The 18,033-nt window shown below is 30.6% G+C and carries 16 protein-coding genes and 1 pseudogene; 8 read left to right on the plus strand and 9 right to left on the minus strand.

The window, feature by feature from the left end:
* Positions 1–10: 10 nt before the first annotated feature.
* The gene (locus CS884_RS09925; protein WP_099321658.1) at positions 11–538 is read left to right on the plus strand and encodes a GNAT family N-acetyltransferase; all 528 of its coding nucleotides are present in this window, start codon (positions 11–13) and stop codon (positions 536–538) included.
* A 100-nt stretch (positions 539–638) separates the two neighbouring features.
* On the opposite strand, the gene CS884_RS09930 is transcribed toward CS884_RS09925, so the two are convergent.
* Positions 639–824 (minus strand): carbamoyl-phosphate synthase large subunit, encoded by a 186-nt coding sequence (locus CS884_RS09930; RefSeq protein ID WP_099321659.1) that lies wholly within the window; start codon positions 822–824, stop codon positions 639–641.
* Between the two features lie 91 nt (positions 825–915).
* Between CS884_RS09930 and CS884_RS10860 the strand changes: the two genes are divergently transcribed.
* The 3 genes and pseudogenes from CS884_RS10860 to CS884_RS10865 form a co-directional block, all read left to right on the plus strand.
* On the plus strand, positions 916–1,497 hold the full coding sequence (locus CS884_RS10860) for an ATP-binding protein (RefSeq protein WP_257875783.1): 582 nt from the start codon (positions 916–918) through the stop codon (positions 1,495–1,497).
* Between the two features lie 49 nt (positions 1,498–1,546).
* On the plus strand, positions 1,547–2,170 hold the full coding sequence (locus CS884_RS09940) for a GNAT family N-acetyltransferase (RefSeq protein WP_099321660.1): 624 nt from the start codon (positions 1,547–1,549) through the stop codon (positions 2,168–2,170).
* Between the two features lie 131 nt (positions 2,171–2,301).
* Positions 2,302–2,509: pseudogene (locus tag CS884_RS10865) on the plus strand (KilA-N domain-containing protein); the annotation flags it as partial.
* A 632-nt stretch (positions 2,510–3,141) separates the two neighbouring features.
* On the opposite strand, the gene CS884_RS09950 reads toward CS884_RS10865, so the two are convergent.
* The 8 genes from CS884_RS09950 to kdpF form a co-directional block, all read right to left on the minus strand.
* Positions 3,142–4,410, minus strand: a complete 1,269-nt coding sequence (locus tag CS884_RS09950) for an ISL3 family transposase (protein WP_099321661.1) — start codon at positions 4,408–4,410, stop codon at positions 3,142–3,144.
* 267 nt (positions 4,411–4,677) lie between these two features.
* Entirely contained in the window at positions 4,678–6,603 is a 1,926-nt protein-coding gene (locus tag CS884_RS09955) for a DUF4118 domain-containing protein (RefSeq protein WP_099321662.1), read from the minus strand.
* A gap of 4 nt (positions 6,604–6,607) precedes the next feature.
* Positions 6,608–7,324, minus strand: coding sequence for a response regulator transcription factor (locus CS884_RS09960; protein WP_099321663.1), 717 nt, complete (start codon positions 7,322–7,324; stop codon positions 6,608–6,610).
* Between the two features lie 85 nt (positions 7,325–7,409).
* Positions 7,410–8,015 carry a potassium-transporting ATPase subunit KdpC gene (gene kdpC, locus CS884_RS09965; RefSeq protein ID WP_099321664.1) on the minus strand — a complete coding sequence of 202 codons (606 nt, stop codon included), beginning with the start codon at positions 8,013–8,015 and terminating at the stop codon, positions 7,410–7,412.
* Between the two features lie 18 nt (positions 8,016–8,033).
* Complete coding sequence (gene kdpB, locus CS884_RS09970; protein WP_099321665.1) at positions 8,034–10,088, minus strand: potassium-transporting ATPase subunit KdpB; 2,055 nt, start codon at positions 10,086–10,088, stop codon at positions 8,034–8,036.
* 8 nt (positions 10,089–10,096) lie between these two features.
* A complete protein-coding gene (locus CS884_RS09975; RefSeq protein WP_099321666.1) occupies positions 10,097–11,824 on the minus strand; it encodes a potassium-transporting ATPase subunit KdpA in 1,728 nt (575 codons plus the stop codon).
* An 8-nt stretch (positions 11,825–11,832) separates the two neighbouring features.
* Entirely contained in the window at positions 11,833–12,168 is a 336-nt protein-coding gene (locus CS884_RS09980; protein WP_099321667.1) for a hypothetical protein, read from the minus strand.
* A 21-nt stretch (positions 12,169–12,189) separates the two neighbouring features.
* Entirely contained in the window at positions 12,190–12,267 is a 78-nt protein-coding gene (gene kdpF, locus CS884_RS10920; protein WP_099321785.1) for a K(+)-transporting ATPase subunit F, read from the minus strand.
* Positions 12,268–12,553: 286 nt separating this feature from the next.
* Between kdpF and CS884_RS09990 the strand changes: the two genes are divergently transcribed.
* The 4 genes from CS884_RS09990 (at position 12,554) to CS884_RS10005 (ending at position 17,893) form a co-directional block, all read left to right on the plus strand.
* Positions 12,554–14,479, plus strand: coding sequence for a DUF4118 domain-containing protein (locus CS884_RS09990; RefSeq protein ID WP_099321668.1), 1,926 nt, complete (start codon positions 12,554–12,556; stop codon positions 14,477–14,479).
* Positions 14,480–14,659: 180 nt separating this feature from the next.
* Positions 14,660–15,028 carry a hypothetical protein gene (locus CS884_RS09995; protein WP_099321669.1) on the plus strand — a complete coding sequence of 123 codons (369 nt, stop codon included), beginning with the start codon at positions 14,660–14,662 and terminating at the stop codon, positions 15,026–15,028.
* Between the two features lie 179 nt (positions 15,029–15,207).
* A complete protein-coding gene (locus tag CS884_RS10000) occupies positions 15,208–15,810 on the plus strand; it encodes a PH domain-containing protein (protein ID WP_099321670.1) in 603 nt (200 codons plus the stop codon).
* 793 nt (positions 15,811–16,603) lie between these two features.
* Positions 16,604–17,893, plus strand: coding sequence for a DUF2254 domain-containing protein (locus CS884_RS10005; RefSeq protein WP_099321671.1), 1,290 nt, complete (start codon positions 16,604–16,606; stop codon positions 17,891–17,893).
* Positions 17,894–18,033 lie beyond the last annotated feature (140 nt).

Below are 18,033 nucleotides of genomic sequence, written 5' to 3' on the forward strand. Positions count from 1 at the left end.
ATGAAATAATATGATTAATGAAATTAAGGGTAACAATATTATATTGCGTGAGCAAAAAATCGAAGATGTGAAATTCTTTACCTACTGGTACAATCAGCCATTAGTCATGTTCCAATGTGGCTTTACAAAACTTACTGATGAAGAAGCTGAGAAAGAGAGGATTACAATTGGTCATAAACAGAAAGACTCAGTATGGTATACGATTACAGATTTAGAGGGGAATATAATAGGTGAAACGGGATTGTTACGAATGTGGCCTACCTGGAACTGTACTGATCTTTCGATTATCATCCCTGACCCTAAAATGCAACAGAGAGGATATGGAACAGAAGCTATTAGACTTATGCTGAACCTTGCTTTTGATCACTATGAAATGAACCGAGTGGCAATTGGTGTGGTAGGGATGAATACCAATGCATTGAATTTCTATAGAAAAATCGGATTTAAGCAAGAAGGTATTCAAGAGCAAGGATACTACTATAACAACGAGTACAGTGACTTTATTATGATGAGGATTCTTCGCCAAGAATGGCGATAAAATACTAATCGCAATTTGTCTGGCTCATTCAAAAAATTATATAGTGAAAGCACATGACTTTAAGATCATAGAATCTTTCAGTGATGTGCTTTTTCTGTGCCTATTTTATTTCCGGTGGAACTTTGACTAACATCGAGTTATGAAAGCGTTTGAGATTACTTTCTTCAAAAGGAACATAATCTTTTTTTAGACTGTCGGGATAATTTACCTTCCAATCTTCCAATGCTTTTTTTGTGATTTCGTTATTCTCGCATTTTTCTTTCATTTCCTGCCACTGTTCAAGCATATTGCGAATTCTTAATATAGATTCACTGCCGAAATATATACCTTTTGAAACGAATTTAAATTTAAGGAATGAAGCCGGAGAATATAATTTATTGACAGAACTATTATCAGATAAAAATAACATTCCATTTATTTTTGTGAAATTCCAAGGACATAATAAAGCTTCTATATCTGAAAGAAGCGATTATGGTTATGGATGTATATTAACGACTTATGGTAAAATAAAAAACAGATTGCAGGCTGAAAATATATGTATTTCTGATACTACAGTAAGACCAAGAAAAGACACCTATTTATTTGATTTTGACTGTGTAAATGAGGCGATTCTAAATGCTTTAGTTCATAACGATTGGACAATCACTGAGCCACAGATTTCAATGTTTAATGATAGGCTTGATATATTATCACATGGTGGACTTCCTAATGGAATTACAAAAGAGCAATTTTTTGATGGAATAAGTAAGCCTAGAAACGCAACATTGATGAGGATATTTCTAAATATGGGACTAACTGAACACACTGGACATGGGATTCCAACCATTGTAGAAAAATATGGGAAAGATGTTTTTGAAATTGAAAATAATTACATTAGATGCACTATACCTTTTAATCAAGAAGTAATTGACCAAATAGACAATAAAAAATGTCGGTTTGAATGTCGAAATTGTAAGTAGAAGCATAATAAATTGATATTGTTTTATAATATATTATTGAGGTGTTAAAATGGATAAAAAAGAATATTTAGAGAATCCAACGGTTGCCTCTGCTTTATCATTTTGGAAGGCATGTAACTTTAAAACTCCTGCTAATATTAAAGTCCTAAATGAAAACGAATTTAACCCTGGCTTATTGGAAACATACACTGATGAAGTCTATTTTAAGTTAGTACATTATTTAAATTATGTAGGCAAACAGTTTATTTCTGATGACTTTATATTTGCTAAAGCTAGCACTGCTGACTTTGTAAATCATATAAATTCATGCTATGAGGAAGAGGGATTAACAGTTAGTGAACTGGAATCTTATAAAGAGAAGCCAGTTTATGATGAAGAACTATGGATCTGCTTATATGATAAGAAACACGATGTTATAGCAGCTACAGGTATTGCTGAATTTGATAATAAAATCAAAGAAGGATATTTAGATTGGATTCAAGTATCTGAACAATATAGAGGACAAGGATTAGGAAAAGCTATTGTTTACGAACTACTTCGAAGACTCATGAAGAAGGCAAGCTTTGTCACAGTTTCAGGAAGAGTAGATAATAAAACTAAACCAGATAAATTGTATGAAAGTTGTGGCTTCGAAGATAAAATTTTATGGCATATTCTTAGAGAGAAAAATTAATAGTCCGCTTGAAGTAATAGTTTTTAATTATCTGAAACAGTTGGGTTTACAAGTATATTAAGGCTCTGGGAGGCTATGTATTATTAGTTATAACATTAGTAGAAGCAATGTATGATTGCGATATAGAATAAGAAAATCCTGACTTAAAAGAAAAAATGAGAGATTATGTAAGTCTTAATGAATTACTAGTTCTTGCAAATATGGAAAGCTATAATTAAAATTTAATTAAAAAAATTAGAGCAAAAAGACAGAATGATTTAACTTAGAAATTTTGCGAAGACACAACTTATACCTTTAGAGAAATTAAACCAATTAGATATTAAAAAACTTTCTAAGTAAAATTATTATAGGCTTTTTTCTCCGGTACTGGGACTGGGACGGGACTAAAAATTTGAAAACGTCCTATAATTAGATGGATTTAGTGATACTCTAAAAAATAGGATCTAGTATTTTGAATAGTTTGGGATATATTGGACGTTTGGAAAAGAAGAATGGGAGTAAAAAATATTGCGAGCAATATTTTTTACGTTTTCCACCATTTATCAAGGTGCGAAGCACCGCAGTATAAATGGATGGAAACCCTTCTGCAGGGAAGAAAAGCCGACGCGACGAATAGGAGCGTTAGATTTTCTGATTCGCTGAATGGGAATAGTCCCACCGTACTGGGTGACCGATGCTTTTGCATCGGTCATTTTCGAGACGAAGTATAGCTGAGTCCGAAAAACTAAGCGAAGAAACTGAAAGTTTCTGAGAGGACGGCAAAAAAATTAAAAGCTTTGTAAAATCAACGGTTGCAGAAGATAAAAAACTGTAACTGGGATTAAACTGGGAACATTTGTAAAAAAGAATAAATTGAATAATTATTCCAAGTGGTTTACATTTGGACAAAAAATGGCTCTTTGTCAAATCGTGTTGGTAATTAAAAATCAACTACATTCTTTATCGGGGATAGAAATTTCTATCTCCGATTTTTAACTAGCAAATAAATTCCTTGAAATAAGTATTCTAGTTCTAAAATTCGCAAAATTCCTGTAACCAAACGCCACTCTCTTTAAAACCTTAATATAATTGTTTATATCCTCAATAGCACCATTAGAGTACTCAAAATTAAATGAATTCTTAAGATAATCAATATATTCAAGGCAAGTATCAATAGATACCTGCATCCTAAAACCAACCCTATCCCTAAAATAAATCAAATGCTTTTTAAAAGACTCAAAATCTCGATTTTCAATATCTTGCCTAATAATCTGATAGCAGGTATAAGAGTCTTCTAAAACTTTATCAATTGAAATACTTTCATTAACAACATCTAACTGAGAAATATACCTACCAGAGAAATGTATTTTCTTAGAAAGGACTGTCGAACTAAGCAACCTATAAGGTTTTAGAAATAGCTTCCAATATTTCTTAAGCTTCTTGTAATCTGAAGAATAAGTAGAAAAAGTCTTCATAGTATCAACTCTAATCTGATTAAAAGATCTAGAAAAAAGACCAACAATATGGAGTCTATCAATAATAATCTTAGCATTTACAAATAACTCCTTAATTAAAGAAATATAGGGACTATGCATATCAATACAAATAGTCTCAACTTGATTTCTAACAGATTTAGGAAAAGAAGAAAAATATCTTTTTAGAAAAGGCAGTTGTCTATTCTCAACAATATCAACTATCTTATGATTATCAGCATCACAATAAATAAAACTCATAGCACCTTTAGCATCTTTGGTTGATTTAAACTCATCAAAACATAGATGTTTAGGAAGTGTTCTAAAATCTACATTAAAATAATTATCAAATCTAGCTAAAAATCTAGCAACACTAGTAGTGGAAATGCTGTTATCTCTGGCAATATCTTTAATTGAAATCTTCTTAGTTAAATCAGCAAATATGTGTTTTTTTACTTGATTAGAAATATTACAATGTTTATCAACTATCTTAGACTCAAGTAAAAAATACTTATTGCAATCCTTGCAGTACATCTTCTGCTTCTTCAAATCAATTAAAACAGGATGTTCACCTGCCCTAGAGCACCTTACAATAGATGATTTAAATCCGTACTTAATTAGATTATGGTTAGAGCCACAATTAGAACAAACTTGTTCAGAATATTCTAATTTAGCTGTTAAAATTGTATATGTTACACCTTTAATAACTTTGTGATATATTCCATTAGAAAAATTAAGGTTCTTATCTTTGATATTCAGTAAATTTGTAATAAAATAATTGTTAGACATATTTAATCTCCTTTTTAATTTGTAGCTGATTTAATTATAGGGTAAATGATTAAATATGTCTTCTTTTTTTACAAAAAAATCGTGCTGACAGAAGTTTCATCTACTTCTACCAACACGATTTATTATAAACCTTTTTATCAGGATTAAGGTTGATACACAAAATTGTTTACAGACCCGGGTCACCTTATTTAATTTGGTAGCTCTTTTTAATTGTATCATATTATAATTCTTTTATATTTGTACAAAGTATAAAACATAGTTTATCGTTTATTGGCTAGCTTTCAAATCTATAGTAAATACAGATCCACTTGGTATATTATCCGTTACACTTATTTCGCCACCATGGGCCTTAACTATAATCCTACAAAGATATAAGCCTAGACCTATACTCCTCTTGCTATCGATGATTTTGTTATTAGCCGAATAGAATTTTTGGAATATTCTTTTCTTATCGGTATCTTCAATTCCTTTTCCATTATCTGCCACTTGGATTATGACTTTGTTTGCATCTTGGTAGGCTCTTATATTGATACTTGACCCTTCAAAAGTATATTTTATAGCATTATCTACAAGGTTTATGATGACTTGTATTATTAACCTCACATCCATATCAGCCATTAGGTAGTCATCATCTATATCAACAGTTATATTGTGATTTTTTTTATCTCTGCTTACATGCTTTAGGGCCTCTTCTATGACTTCTTCAACCATTTGTGGCTCTATTTTTAGTTTGCTTTTACCTTCTTCAACTCTAGTTACTGAAAGTAAATTTTCTATAAGATTCAGTAGCCACTGTGAATCATCATAAATATCTCTATATAGCCCTAATTTCATTGTTTCTGTTAAGTTTTCCGAATTATTAAGTAGTATATCAGAATTTCCATAAATAGTTGTTAGGGGCGTTCTTAAGTCATGGGAGATTGATCTTAAAAGATTTGTTTTCAATTGCTCATCTTTTATTCTCAAATTGGCTTCGTTTTTATCTTTTAAAATTTTTTCTTTCTCTAAAGCCAAAGACATATCTCCAAGGATTGCTAGTAAAATTTTATTTTCTACGGAATCTAGCCTATCTTTACCCAAATGTATACCTATAACCCCATACACACTTGTATTAAATCTGATTGCATAATATAAGTACTTGGCATCTGGCAAATATTCTGTGCCAGCACCTGCACTTTTGTTTTTGGCAAATACCCACTTTACTATTTCTAATTCTTTGAGAAATTCTTTATCAGCATCCCTAAAATCATCCTTGAAAATTAGCGGATCCTGAATTTCCCCATCTACTATATCGTAATAAACTATATTTCTATTTAGTAGGTTTGATAATTGATTACAGCCTGTTTTTATGATTTCGTGTTTGGATATTTTAGTCTGTAAAAGTTGATTTGTTTCTAACAAAAGCTTTGTTATATATGTCATATTTGATGAGTTCTTTGCATTTTTTCTTATCTGGCTTGCTAGCTTACTTGTCAAAAATGATACTATTAATAAGACTAAAAAAGTAATAATATATTCAGGATTAGATACTGATAAACTTAAAGTTGGCTTAGTAAAACAATAATTAAAGGCTAATACGCATATTACAGATGAAATAAAACTCACTAATTCATCATAAGTTACAAGGGCAATAAAAAATACACCTAGTATATAGATCATTATTATATTTGCATCACTGTAGCCAAAATCATAAAATATATAACCTATTAGAGTGCTGATTGCTAGTATTATAAAAGCAATTAACAAATCTTTTGATATATTTTTGTTTTCTTTAAATCCATAAATTTTGACCTTATCATTTATTGGAACAGCGTAAATATCTATTCTGTCAGATTTTTTTACCACTTGATCATATATGCTGGTATTTAAAGATAATAGCTTAAAATCATTTCGGTTTTTTCCTATTACAATTTTTTTTACTTTATATAGTTTTGCAAAGTTTACTATTTGGCTTGCTATATCGTCATCATATATAATCTCAACCATGGCCCCCATGTTTTCCGCTAGACTTAAATTGTCTTGTAGGTAGTCATTGTCCTTTTTTTCCTGAAACTTATCTCTATCAGATACATATAGAGCAATTAGTTTAGCTTTTTCATTTTGAGCTATCTCATTGGCTTCTTTTATTACCTGACTATTAGATTGGGATTCAGATATACATACTAATATCAAATCTCTATCAATTAAATCCATTTATTTAATCTTCCCCCGATTTATTGATTCTAATCATCTTGTAGCCAACTCCAACATGAGTTTGGATATACTTATCGTCAGTTAATTTTTCTATCTTTTTTCTAAGAGAGGTCATATACACTCTCAAAGAAGAGAGATCAGATGCTAGGTAATTGACCCAAATGTTTTTTAGGATGTATTGATGTGTGAGAACCTTGCCAACATTTTCTGCTAATAAACATAATAAACTATATTCTATTGGCATTAAATGTATTTCTTCACCTTTAATAAATACGCTTCTCGAAGGATAATCTATTCTTATATCTCCATTTTCAAATGAAATTTTGTCTTCAACACTATTATTTTCAGCATAGTTTATTCTTCTTAAGGTTGACCTAACTCTTGCAAGAAGTTCATCAACATTAAATGGCTTGGTCAAAAAATCATCTGCCCCTGCGTCCAAGGCTTCTATTTTATCTTCATCATTGGTCCTAGCGCTAATTACTATAATTGGAGTAGTCGAAAAATCTCTGAATTTTTTTATTATTTCTATTCCATCAATGTCAGGCAAACCCAAGTCAATAAAAACTATGTCATATTTATTTGAAGTCATTAGCTGTAGAGCATTTTTACCATCAATCGCTAGGTCATATTCATAATCATTTATCTGCAATGTTGTTGATATCAAGTTTCTCACAGCTCTGTCATCTTCTACAATTAATATTTTTATATTTTCATTCATATATACTTACCTTCTTTATAGCAAAATATTGGTCAAATCATTCTAGGCCTCAAGTTATGATTACCTGAGGCCTTATATTACAACATTATTTTTTCATTTCACTTACTAAGTCTATGTTTAGTTTCAATACATTTACAGTTTGTTCGCCAAAGATTCCCAAAGCTTTTTCACTAGTATTTTGTTTTATCAGTTGTTCTAAGTTTTCTTTGGAGATATTTGTATTTTTTGCTACTCTATCAACTTGTAATTGAGCTGCTTTGACAGAAATGTGTGGATCGAGACCTGAGCCTGATTGGCTTATGATGTCTTCAGGGATATCTTCTTTTGATACAGTAGGATTTTCTTTAATAAACTTATCTATATCTTCGTTAATTCTTTTCTTTAGGTTAGGGTTACTTACTGCTAAGTTTTTACTACCAGAAGCTAATCCATCATACTTGTCTCCATCTTCATAGACATTGTAGTTAACAGCTGATGGTCTGCCATGAAATAATTTTGGATCAGTAAAATCTTGACCTATTAATTCTGAGCCAACTACTTCATCTCCCATCTTTATTAAACTTCCATTAGCTTGTTTTGGAAAGATAATTTGTGCAAGTACCGTCATTAAAAGTGGATATATAATACCACAGACTATAAATGCAAATATTGTAACAAAAAAAACTTGTTTATATTTTTTAATAGTTCTCATTATAACTCCTTAAACTCCTTAAATTCCTAACATTCCAAGTAAAGGAAAAATTAATATATCTATTAGTTTTATACCAATAAAAGGACAAATTACACCACCAAGTCCGTAAATCAACATATTCTTTCCTAACATTTTTGAAGCTGACATCGGTTCATATTTAACACCCTTCATTGCCAAAGGAATTAGACAAGGAATAATAATTGCATTAAATATTAGTGCTGAAATAATAGCACTTGATGGACTATTCAATCCCATAATGTTCAATACTTTCATTTGAGGTATAGCAAGAGTAAATATAGCTGGAATTATAGCAAAATATTTGGCAATATCATTAGCAATAGAAAATGTTGTCAAAGAACCTCTTGTTATAAGTAGCTGTTTACCAATCTCTATAACTTCCAATATTTTGGTTGGATCTGAATCCAAATCAACCATGTTTGCTGCTTCTTTTGCTGAACTTGTACCACTGTTCATAGCAATACCAACATCAGCTTGAGCCAAGGCTGGAGCATCGTTGGTTCCATCTCCTGTCATGGCTACAATTTTACCTAGGGCTTGTTCTTTCTTTATGGCTTCTATCTTATCCTCAGGTTTACATTCTGCTATATAGCCGTCAACACCAGCTTCTGCTGCAATTGTAGCTGCAGTAAGAGAGTTATCTCCAGTACACATTATGGTCTTTATCCCTATTTTTCTAAGTCTTTCAAACCTTTGTCTAAGTCCTGGCTTAACCGTATCTTTCAAATAGATAATTCCATAAATTACATTATCTACACAAACGACTAGTGGAGTACCTCCTAATTTTGAAATACTTTCTACTTTTGCTTGTAGGTCGCTTGGTACATCTCCACCTCTTTCAGTAATAAACTTTATTATCGCTTTCCCAGATCCCTTGCGTATCATGACACCGTTTTTTAAATCGATCCCACTCATCTTGCTTGCTGCAGTAAATTCTACAAAAGACGCATCTTCGTAATCTGCTGGATTAACTTTAGAACCCAATTTTTTTGCAAGTTCGACTGTAGATTTACCTTCAGGGGTGTCATCTTTTAGTGATGATATCATGGCATATTCTATTAAATCTGATTTGTCGATTCCATCGACATTTATAAAATCACTAGCTAACCTATTTCCAAAGGTTATTGTTCCTGTTTTGTCTAGAATCATTGTATCAACATCACCACAAGCTTCTACAGCCTTGCCTGACATTGCTATGACATTGAATCTAGTAACCCTATCCATACCAGCTATACCGATTGCGCTAAGTAATGCACCAATTGTAGTAGGGATTAGGCAAACCATTAAAGCTATCAATGTAGAAACTGAAATTTTTACATTAGAATAGTTAGCTATTGGATATAGAGTTATGATAACTATCAAAAATATAATAGTTAAGGAAACCAACAAGGTATTTAGAGCAATCTCATTTGGTGTTTTTTGTCTAGAGGCTCCTTCAACAAGAGATATCATCTTATCCAAAAATGATTCACCAGGATCTGAGCTTATACGAACTTTAATCCAGTCTGATACAACAAGTGTACCTCCAGTCACTGAAGAAAAATCTCCTCCACTTTCTTTAGTTACTGGTGCGGATTCACCAGTGATTGCAGATTCATCAATACTTGCTATACCTTCAATTATTTCACCGTCATTAGGGATTATTTCGCCTACTTTTACTAAAACTACGTCTCCTTTTTTTAGGTCATTACTAGAGATTTCAATTTCTTTTCCATCATCTAAAATTTTTCTAGCCTTAGTATCCTTTTTTGTTTTTTTCAATGTCTCTGCTTGTGCCTTTCCCCTACCTTCAGCTACGGATTCGGCGAAATTTGCAAATAGTAAAGTTATAAACAAAATAATGGAAACAAGCATATTGTATTTACTTGCATTGTCGCTTCCATCATTTATCAAATTTGGGAAAAAAGCAAGTAATAGACAAATTATAAATCCAATTTCTACTACAAACATTACAGGGTTTTTTATCATATACTTAGGATTTAATTTTAAGAATGCCCCTTTAATAGAAGTCTTCATTATATCTTTACTTACAAATTTTGTTTTCTTATTAACCATATTTCCTCCTATAGTACCAACCATTCTGCTATTGGTCCTAAAGCTAGTACTGGCAAAAATGTTAGTGCTGCAAATATATAAACAATTATTACTAAAATAATTGAAAAAGTTAAGTTATTAGTTTTTAATGTTCCAGCAGTTTCATTGATATCTATTTTTTTAGAAAGATTTCCTGCTATTGCTAGCTGGATAATAATAGCTAAATATCTTCCAAAAAACATTACTAATCCACAAGTTATATTCCAAAAGATTGTATTGTCAGCCAAACCTTCAAAACCAGAGCCATTATTCGCTGCTGATGAAGAATATTCGTATAGTATTTGACTTAGTCCGTGGAATCCTGGATTAGTAATACCCTCAAGTCCAGGATTTATACTAACTGCTAGTGCAGAAAAACCTAGAATCAAAAGTGGGTGAATGATAATTGATAAAGCTGCAAGTTTCATCTCATTACCTTCAATTTTTTTACCTAGATATTCCGGTGTCTTACCAATCATAAGACCGCATATAAATACTGCTAAGATAGCATAGATTAACATATTCATAAGTCCTACACCTGCTCCACCAAATACAACATTTAACATCATGTGAAGCAAAGGAACTAGGCCACCCAAAGGTGTAAGTGTATCATGCATATTGTTAACAGTTCCAGTAGTAAATGACGTTGTAACTGTTGTAAATAATGAAGATTGGGCAATGCCAAAACGCATCTCTTTTCCTTCTATATTTCCCATATTGTGAGATATTCCAGAAAGACTTGCCCCGTTTACACCATTAAGCTCATTATGATAGCAAATACCCAAGCCTATTACAAATAATATGGACATGGCAATAAATATTGACTGGCCTTCTTTGCCCAGCCAAACTTTCTTAGCCATAGCTTTAATTTGTTCATTTTCACTTGCTGATTTTTTAATAAACTTATCATGTGCCATCTTTCCAAAAATGAAAACACATGATCCTGGCAATAACATCATAGAAATTAATTCTATAATATTTGAAATAATATTAGGGTTTTCAAAAGGAGTTGATGAGTTGGCGCCGAAAAATCCTCCACCATTAGTACCCAAATGTTTAATTGCTTCCAAAGCAGCTACAGGACCAGCACCAAGTTCTTGGTTTTTGCCCTCAATAGTTTTAATTAAAATATTAGAATTAAAGTTTTGGATAACTCCTTGAGACACCAATAATAATCCAACAAAAATAGATGCTGGTAATAAAAATCTTGTTATGATTTTTATAAAATCTACAAAGAAGTTTCCCATCTTCTCTCCAAGTATTCCTCTTATCATTGCTACGCAAGCTGCATATCCACTAGCTGCTGAAGTGAACATCATCATAATAATCACAAACATTTGAGAAAAATATGACAAGCCTGATTCACCAGCATAGTGTTGCAAGTTAGTATTAGTCATAAAAGAAATAATTGTATTAAAAGCTAAAGTTTCCTCCATAGAGCCTATTTTATTTGGATTAAATATCCCTATAGATTGAATTCTAAGAACTAGATATGAAAGTAGAACCAAACACGCATTTAAAAGAATCAATGACAATGCATATTCTTTCCAGTCCATATCACTTTTTTCAATCTTTAAAATTTTAAAAATTCCTGAATCCACTTTATCAAATAGAGGATCAGCGAATGTTTTTTTATTGTTAGTCATTTTATATAAGTAATTTCCACATGGAAATATAATGACTAAGAATATTAGTAATGTTAATAATATTTGTAACATAATCTCTCCTACTTACACAATTTTCTTACGAAAATATATATTTTTTTATTTGTGCCATATATTGCTAAATTTTCCAAATTTTTACTAGCAGGTTCATAGCAAGGGTCTAATGCCCAAGCAGCCCTGAAGTGTTTCATAGCCAATTCATGGTTTCCTCTTATTTCCATCAAAATACCTAACAAATTGTGAGGAACTGGACTATGTGGATATTCTTTCATTTTATCTTTTACCAATTCTAAACATTCGTCAAGGTTTCCCAAATCAATTTTTAATTTTATTAAGGAACAAAAATCATTCAAACAATTATTAAAATCACATTTAGTTAAATTCATAATTTCCTTCATACTTATCTCCCAAAACTATATTTAAAATTTCTCAGGGTTAATCAGTGCATAAAACAAATAGCATAAAACCCCTAAAATAACAATTAATAATAGTAACATATAAACCTCCACAATAATTAATTACTTGTAATTTTTTTATCTATCCAATGGACAAATAATTTTAATATTAAAAATGAAATGATAATTATAGCTATCATAATAAGGTCTAACATTAATCACTCCTCCTATTCTCTAACTATATGTGTAATATACCAACTTTTACCTTAAAATAGTTTTAAAATATACACCATAGACATTAAAATTGTATTAAAATTCACTGATTTTGCCTTTTTTTTTAATATATATAGTAAAATAAAATCAGAAATAAATAAAGAAGGATAATTTTATGGAAAAAAAAGGTGAATTGACAATCTTCTTCGGATACTGTGCAGGTGTCGGCAAGACATACAATATGCTAGAAGTTGCCCACGAAAAGTACCTAGAAGGCATAGATGTGGTTGTTGGTTATGTAGAACTTCATGATAGAAAAGATACTCTAGCATTAATGAATGGTCTAGATATAATAGACTATAAAAAAATAAACTATAAAGATCATATTTTTAATGAACTGGATATAGATAAGGTCCTAGATAGAAAACCTGACATCATATTAGTAGATGAGCTTGCCCATACCAATGCACCAGGCAGTAGACATAAAAAAAGATACCAAGATGTAGAGGAATTACTTAGAGCAGGCATTGATGTATACACAACATTAAATGTCCAACACCTAGAGAGCCTTCATGATATAGTAGAATCAATTACTAATATAAAAGTCAATGAACGTATACCTGATTATGTTTTTGATAATGCTGACCATATAAAAATAATAGATATTGAAGTAGAACAATTAATTGAAAGATTAAAGCAAGGAAAAATATATAATTATTCCCAGTCTAAAAAAGCCCTAGATAATTTTTTTACTATAGATAATCTTATCTCGCTTAGGGAAATAGCTTTAAGAAGATATGCTGATAAAATAAATTTATATACTGACAAAAAAAATAAACCATTTTTAAAAGAACATATACTAGTGTGTCTTGGCCCATCACCTACTAACCAAAAAGTAATCAGAACTGCTTATAGGATGGCTAACTCTTTCCATGCAGAGTTTAGTGCCCTATATGTAGAAACATCTGAAAGCAAAAATTTTTCTAATACAGAAAAAAATAACTTACAAAAAAATATAGACTTGGCTAAACATCTAAAAGCTAATATCGTTTCTTCTTATGGTGATGATATATCATTTCAAATTAGCCAATATGCAAAACTTAGTGGAGTATCAAAGCTTGTCTTGGGAAGATCCTCAAAGAAAATATCATTTTTGAATAAAACAACTATAATTGATGAGATTACTAAGGATGCTCCAAATCTTGATATATTCATAATCCCTGATGCCAACAGTGAGTATAAGAAAAAAAATATAAGGCTAGATGAATTTGTGCATTTTGATAGAGAAGATCTGATAGTAACTTTGCTCATACTGTTAGCTACAACTGTACTATCTTATGCCTTATTTATTTTTGATTTTAATACAACTAACATAGTTTTGCTTTATACTCTATCATCCTGCATAGTTGGATACACAACAAAACACCCTATATACAATATGCTTGCTCTCTTGCTAAATATATTTATTATAGATTTTATATTTATACCACCCTATTATTCTTTGAGGATTTACTCAAAAGAGTATCTGATGATATTTATAATAATGATCATAGTTTCTTTTTTCATTAGCCTAATGCAAAATAGACTAAAAAAGGAAAATATACTAACAACTCAGCAGTCACACAGCTTAGAGGTTCTGCTTAAAACAAGCCAGAGATTGCAGCTAAGCAAAAACTATGATGAAGTAATGTATGAAACCTGCTATCAACTACATAAGCTCCTAAACAAGGTAATAATATTTTATCCTGTTTTCAAAAGCTCGCTTTTGTCGCCAATAATTTATAACCCAAAAAACGTCGCAAATATGAAAGAAATATATTTGCAAGACTCCGAGAAAACTGTAGCAAAATGGGTATTTTTAAATAATGATAGTGCTGGTGCAGGCACAAATACTCTAACTAATGCTAATGGCTTATATTTTGCCATTAGAAAAAATAGTGCAGTCTATGGCGTTGTCGGCATAGATATGTCAGATAAAAGTATCGGTAGTCAATTGTCAGTAAATGATAAATCTCTGCTTATAGCCATGCTAAACGAGATCGCTCTGGCAATTGATTCATTGGAAAATAAGTCTTGCTATATAAACCTTAATAAAATTTAATATTATAACTTCATAATTTTTCTATTGAATACTTTGCTATATTATGGGGGTATTTTTATGTCCGAACTAATGAACAAATAATAAAGTATTAAGATCATTTCATAATCAATATATAAATGGGCAAATCAAAACTACCAGCTCAGCTGGTAGTTTTGATTATAATATAAAAAGAGGTATGCAATGGTTATTTTAAAGAAGATTTCATTTTCAAATGAGGAAGTTGTTTATCAATATTATCCGGAAGGGAAAACTGAATTTCCAGGGAAAATCGTGACAGAATTAAAAGAAGGTAAGGTTTTTCTTAAAGAAAACTCACAAAAGGATTTCTATCGAAAAATACTTGGATCAGAACTTAATGATATGAGGGATAGCATAAATAATATGCAAATTGAAAATGGTGAAGAGCCGTATATTGAAGAAGAATTGTCCCTTTGTGATCCTGATAAAGATTATGGTGGTTATGTATATGCAGAAAAAGCTATGTTTAAACTTGAAGAATTTCTTGAAACTAATAATTACAAAGATGAATATATAGTTGCTTGGTATTAGCAAAAATTATGTTACTAAATTTTATAGATCTTTAAAATTTTAATTAAAAAAATGTAAAGAAAAATTTACAGATATGAGAGGAGATTCAGCCATTCAAATATTTTATCACAAGTATATTTGTGATAAAATATTAGGTAAGAATGCTTTATCTTTATAAAGAGAAAGCAATGGAGGAAATTATGATTGAAAAAATTATTGACGACAATGAAAATATATTGTGGCGAGGAAAGCCCAATGCCTTTCTTTATATTGTAGGCAATCCAAGCATTTATTTAATTGCATTAATTTGGGGGATTTTTGACTTCTTTTTTATTTCTAATTTTTTTAGAGAATTTAGCTTTATGCATGGATTTTTTATAATTTTCTTTATAATTCATCTTTTTCCTGTATGGTTTGCAATTTTAATGCCGATTTACAGGGTTTTCAATTATGGGACTATAGAATATGCAATTACAGACAAGAGAGTTTACATCAGCCAGGGGATTTTTGGAAGAGATGTAAATAATTATGAGCACAGAGAGCTTACAAACTTGAAAGTAGATGTAAATTTTATGGAAAACATCAAGAGACGTGGCACAATTATCCTAATGTATAATGGCGAAGGTGGTAATTCATCTTACAGCTTTAAGACTGACGCAGATAAATTTATTTCCATAAAAGATCCCTACGATGTCTACAAACTTCTTAAAAAAGTATCTCTCGATGTTGCAACAGATCAAGCCTATCCTAACGCCTTTAGACCAAAAGAGAATGAAGGCTACAACACAAAATATAAAAGATAACTTAAAATGCAACAAAAATGTCACTGAGAAAATTTTCATGTCAGAATTTTTACCGGTGACTTTTGATTAATGAGGGAAATTTCTGCAATATTTTATTTTAATAGAGCCTTCTTTGTGTTATTTATTTAATAAATAAGAATAAATAATAAGTTATAAGAAAGAGTTGGCAAGTGATGCGTATCCTATGTTACCTTCATAAATATTATTAGTTTTTGTACGGTACTGGGACTGGGACGGGACTAAAAATTTGAAAACGCCCTATAATTAGGTGGATTTGGTGGTACATTAAAAAATAGAATCTAGTATTTTGGACGGTTTGGGATATATAGTACATTTGGAAAAGAAGAATGGGAATAGTCCCACCATATTGGGTGGAAAATGCTAAGCATTTTTCATCTCTGAGATAAGCGAAGAAGCGGAGCTTCAAGCGAATCCAGAGAACTAAGCGAAGAAACTCGAAAAGAGTTTCTGAGAGGATTATCCCCTGTGTGGGAGTTTTACTCGGAAAATAGCACAAAGAAACGAAAAAAATTCCTTAACACAATACAAAATAATTAAAAAAAATCGTAAGCTAAAAACTTGCGATTTTTTTGTGCAAAATTAATAAACTTTCCAATAATTTTTAGACCTATAAGAAGATGTTAATAAGTGATATAATGTAATAAATGATTTACAATTAAAATTTTATGAAAAACTTAGGTAAGATTATTTTAAAATAAACCAAGTTATAGAAACAAAAGGAATTGCGGATTTTATATTTGCTGTAAGAGAATAATTATAAGAAGGAGAAAATATGTTTTCTAAAATTAAATTATGGTTTTTCAATCAAAAAAATCTTTTAAAGATGTCAAAATTCATATTACTAACCATATCATTACTTTTAATTACATGGATTTTTGATCTAAAATACCCTACTATGAAATCCTATATACCAAAACAATTGTTGTTGTCTGTTGAAGTTTCTGTTAATTTCCTTTCTAATATATCTGGAATATTTTTGACTATAAGTACTTTTTGTTTTACAATTATTGTCACTGTACTTAATAAATATAGCAGTAGCATATCACCTAGGATGCTTCAGAGTTTCATAGATAGGACCGGAGTTCTTGGTTTATATGGTATATTTGTCAGTGGTTTTTTCTATTCAGTAATCAGTATCCTATTATTGCAAGATATTGCTCCAGACCAACATGTTGTCGCTGGAAGTCTTGGAATTGCTTATTCCATAATTGCGATGCTAAGTTTTATCGCTTTCTCAAGACAGGTTCTTGATAATCTAAAAGTATCAAATATTATAGAAAATATTTTTAATGATTGCGAGAAACTTATTGATAAAGAGGTAGAACTAAGAAAAAAAGCTAAGCATTATGAAGAAGGCGACGAATCTACAAAGTTATCAATTTTAGCTGAGAGTTCAGGTTATTTATTTGAAATAAAAGCAGATGAGATTTTTAAAGAGCTTAATGGCATAAAAGCAGAACTTGCTATAAACAAGAGAATTGGTGAATACACAACCAAAGGAGAAAGCGTAGGGGAATTAAATATATTCCAATGCGAGTTAGATGATAATGATAAAAAAGAATTAAAAGAAAAATTAAGTCCATTGTTTATAATAAATGCTTACAATAATAGAGAAGAAGATTATCACCGTGGAATTGTAAACTTAACCGAAATCGCGAATATGGCCCTAAGCCCTGGCACAAATGATCCAAATACTGCAATAATGTGTATAAATAAAATGTCATCATTGCTAGGGAAACTATTATCTGCAGGCAATCATTTTATAATCATGAAAGAGGACGAAGATGTAAAAATAATTTATCAAAGTTATTCTGTGGAGGATGAACTATATCTTGGTTTCAGCCAGATAATTTCCTATTCAGCAGGTGATCCATTGGTTACCAAAGCGATTTTACAAGGAATTTTTATCATATACACAATGGCAGATATAAGTGTTAAAAAAAGCATAAAAAAATTTTTTGATGATAGCTATGAAATTTTAATAGAAAATTTTACTCACGAAATTCATTTGGATATTTTTAAAAAAATAAAAAACAATATGGAAGAGCACATAAGCCTATAGGAAAATACATCTGAATCCATTTAATTTTAAATGCGTTCAAGAATAAATTAAAAAAGTGGTCAATTAGTCTACTGTTTGTTGACCACTTTTCGATAATTACTCTGGATCAATTTTCGGTCGACATTTACATGATTAAATAT

The organism is Anaerococcus sp. Marseille-P3625, from assembly GCF_900232825.1.
Lineage (GTDB): Bacteria > Bacillota > Clostridia > Tissierellales > Peptoniphilaceae > Anaerococcus.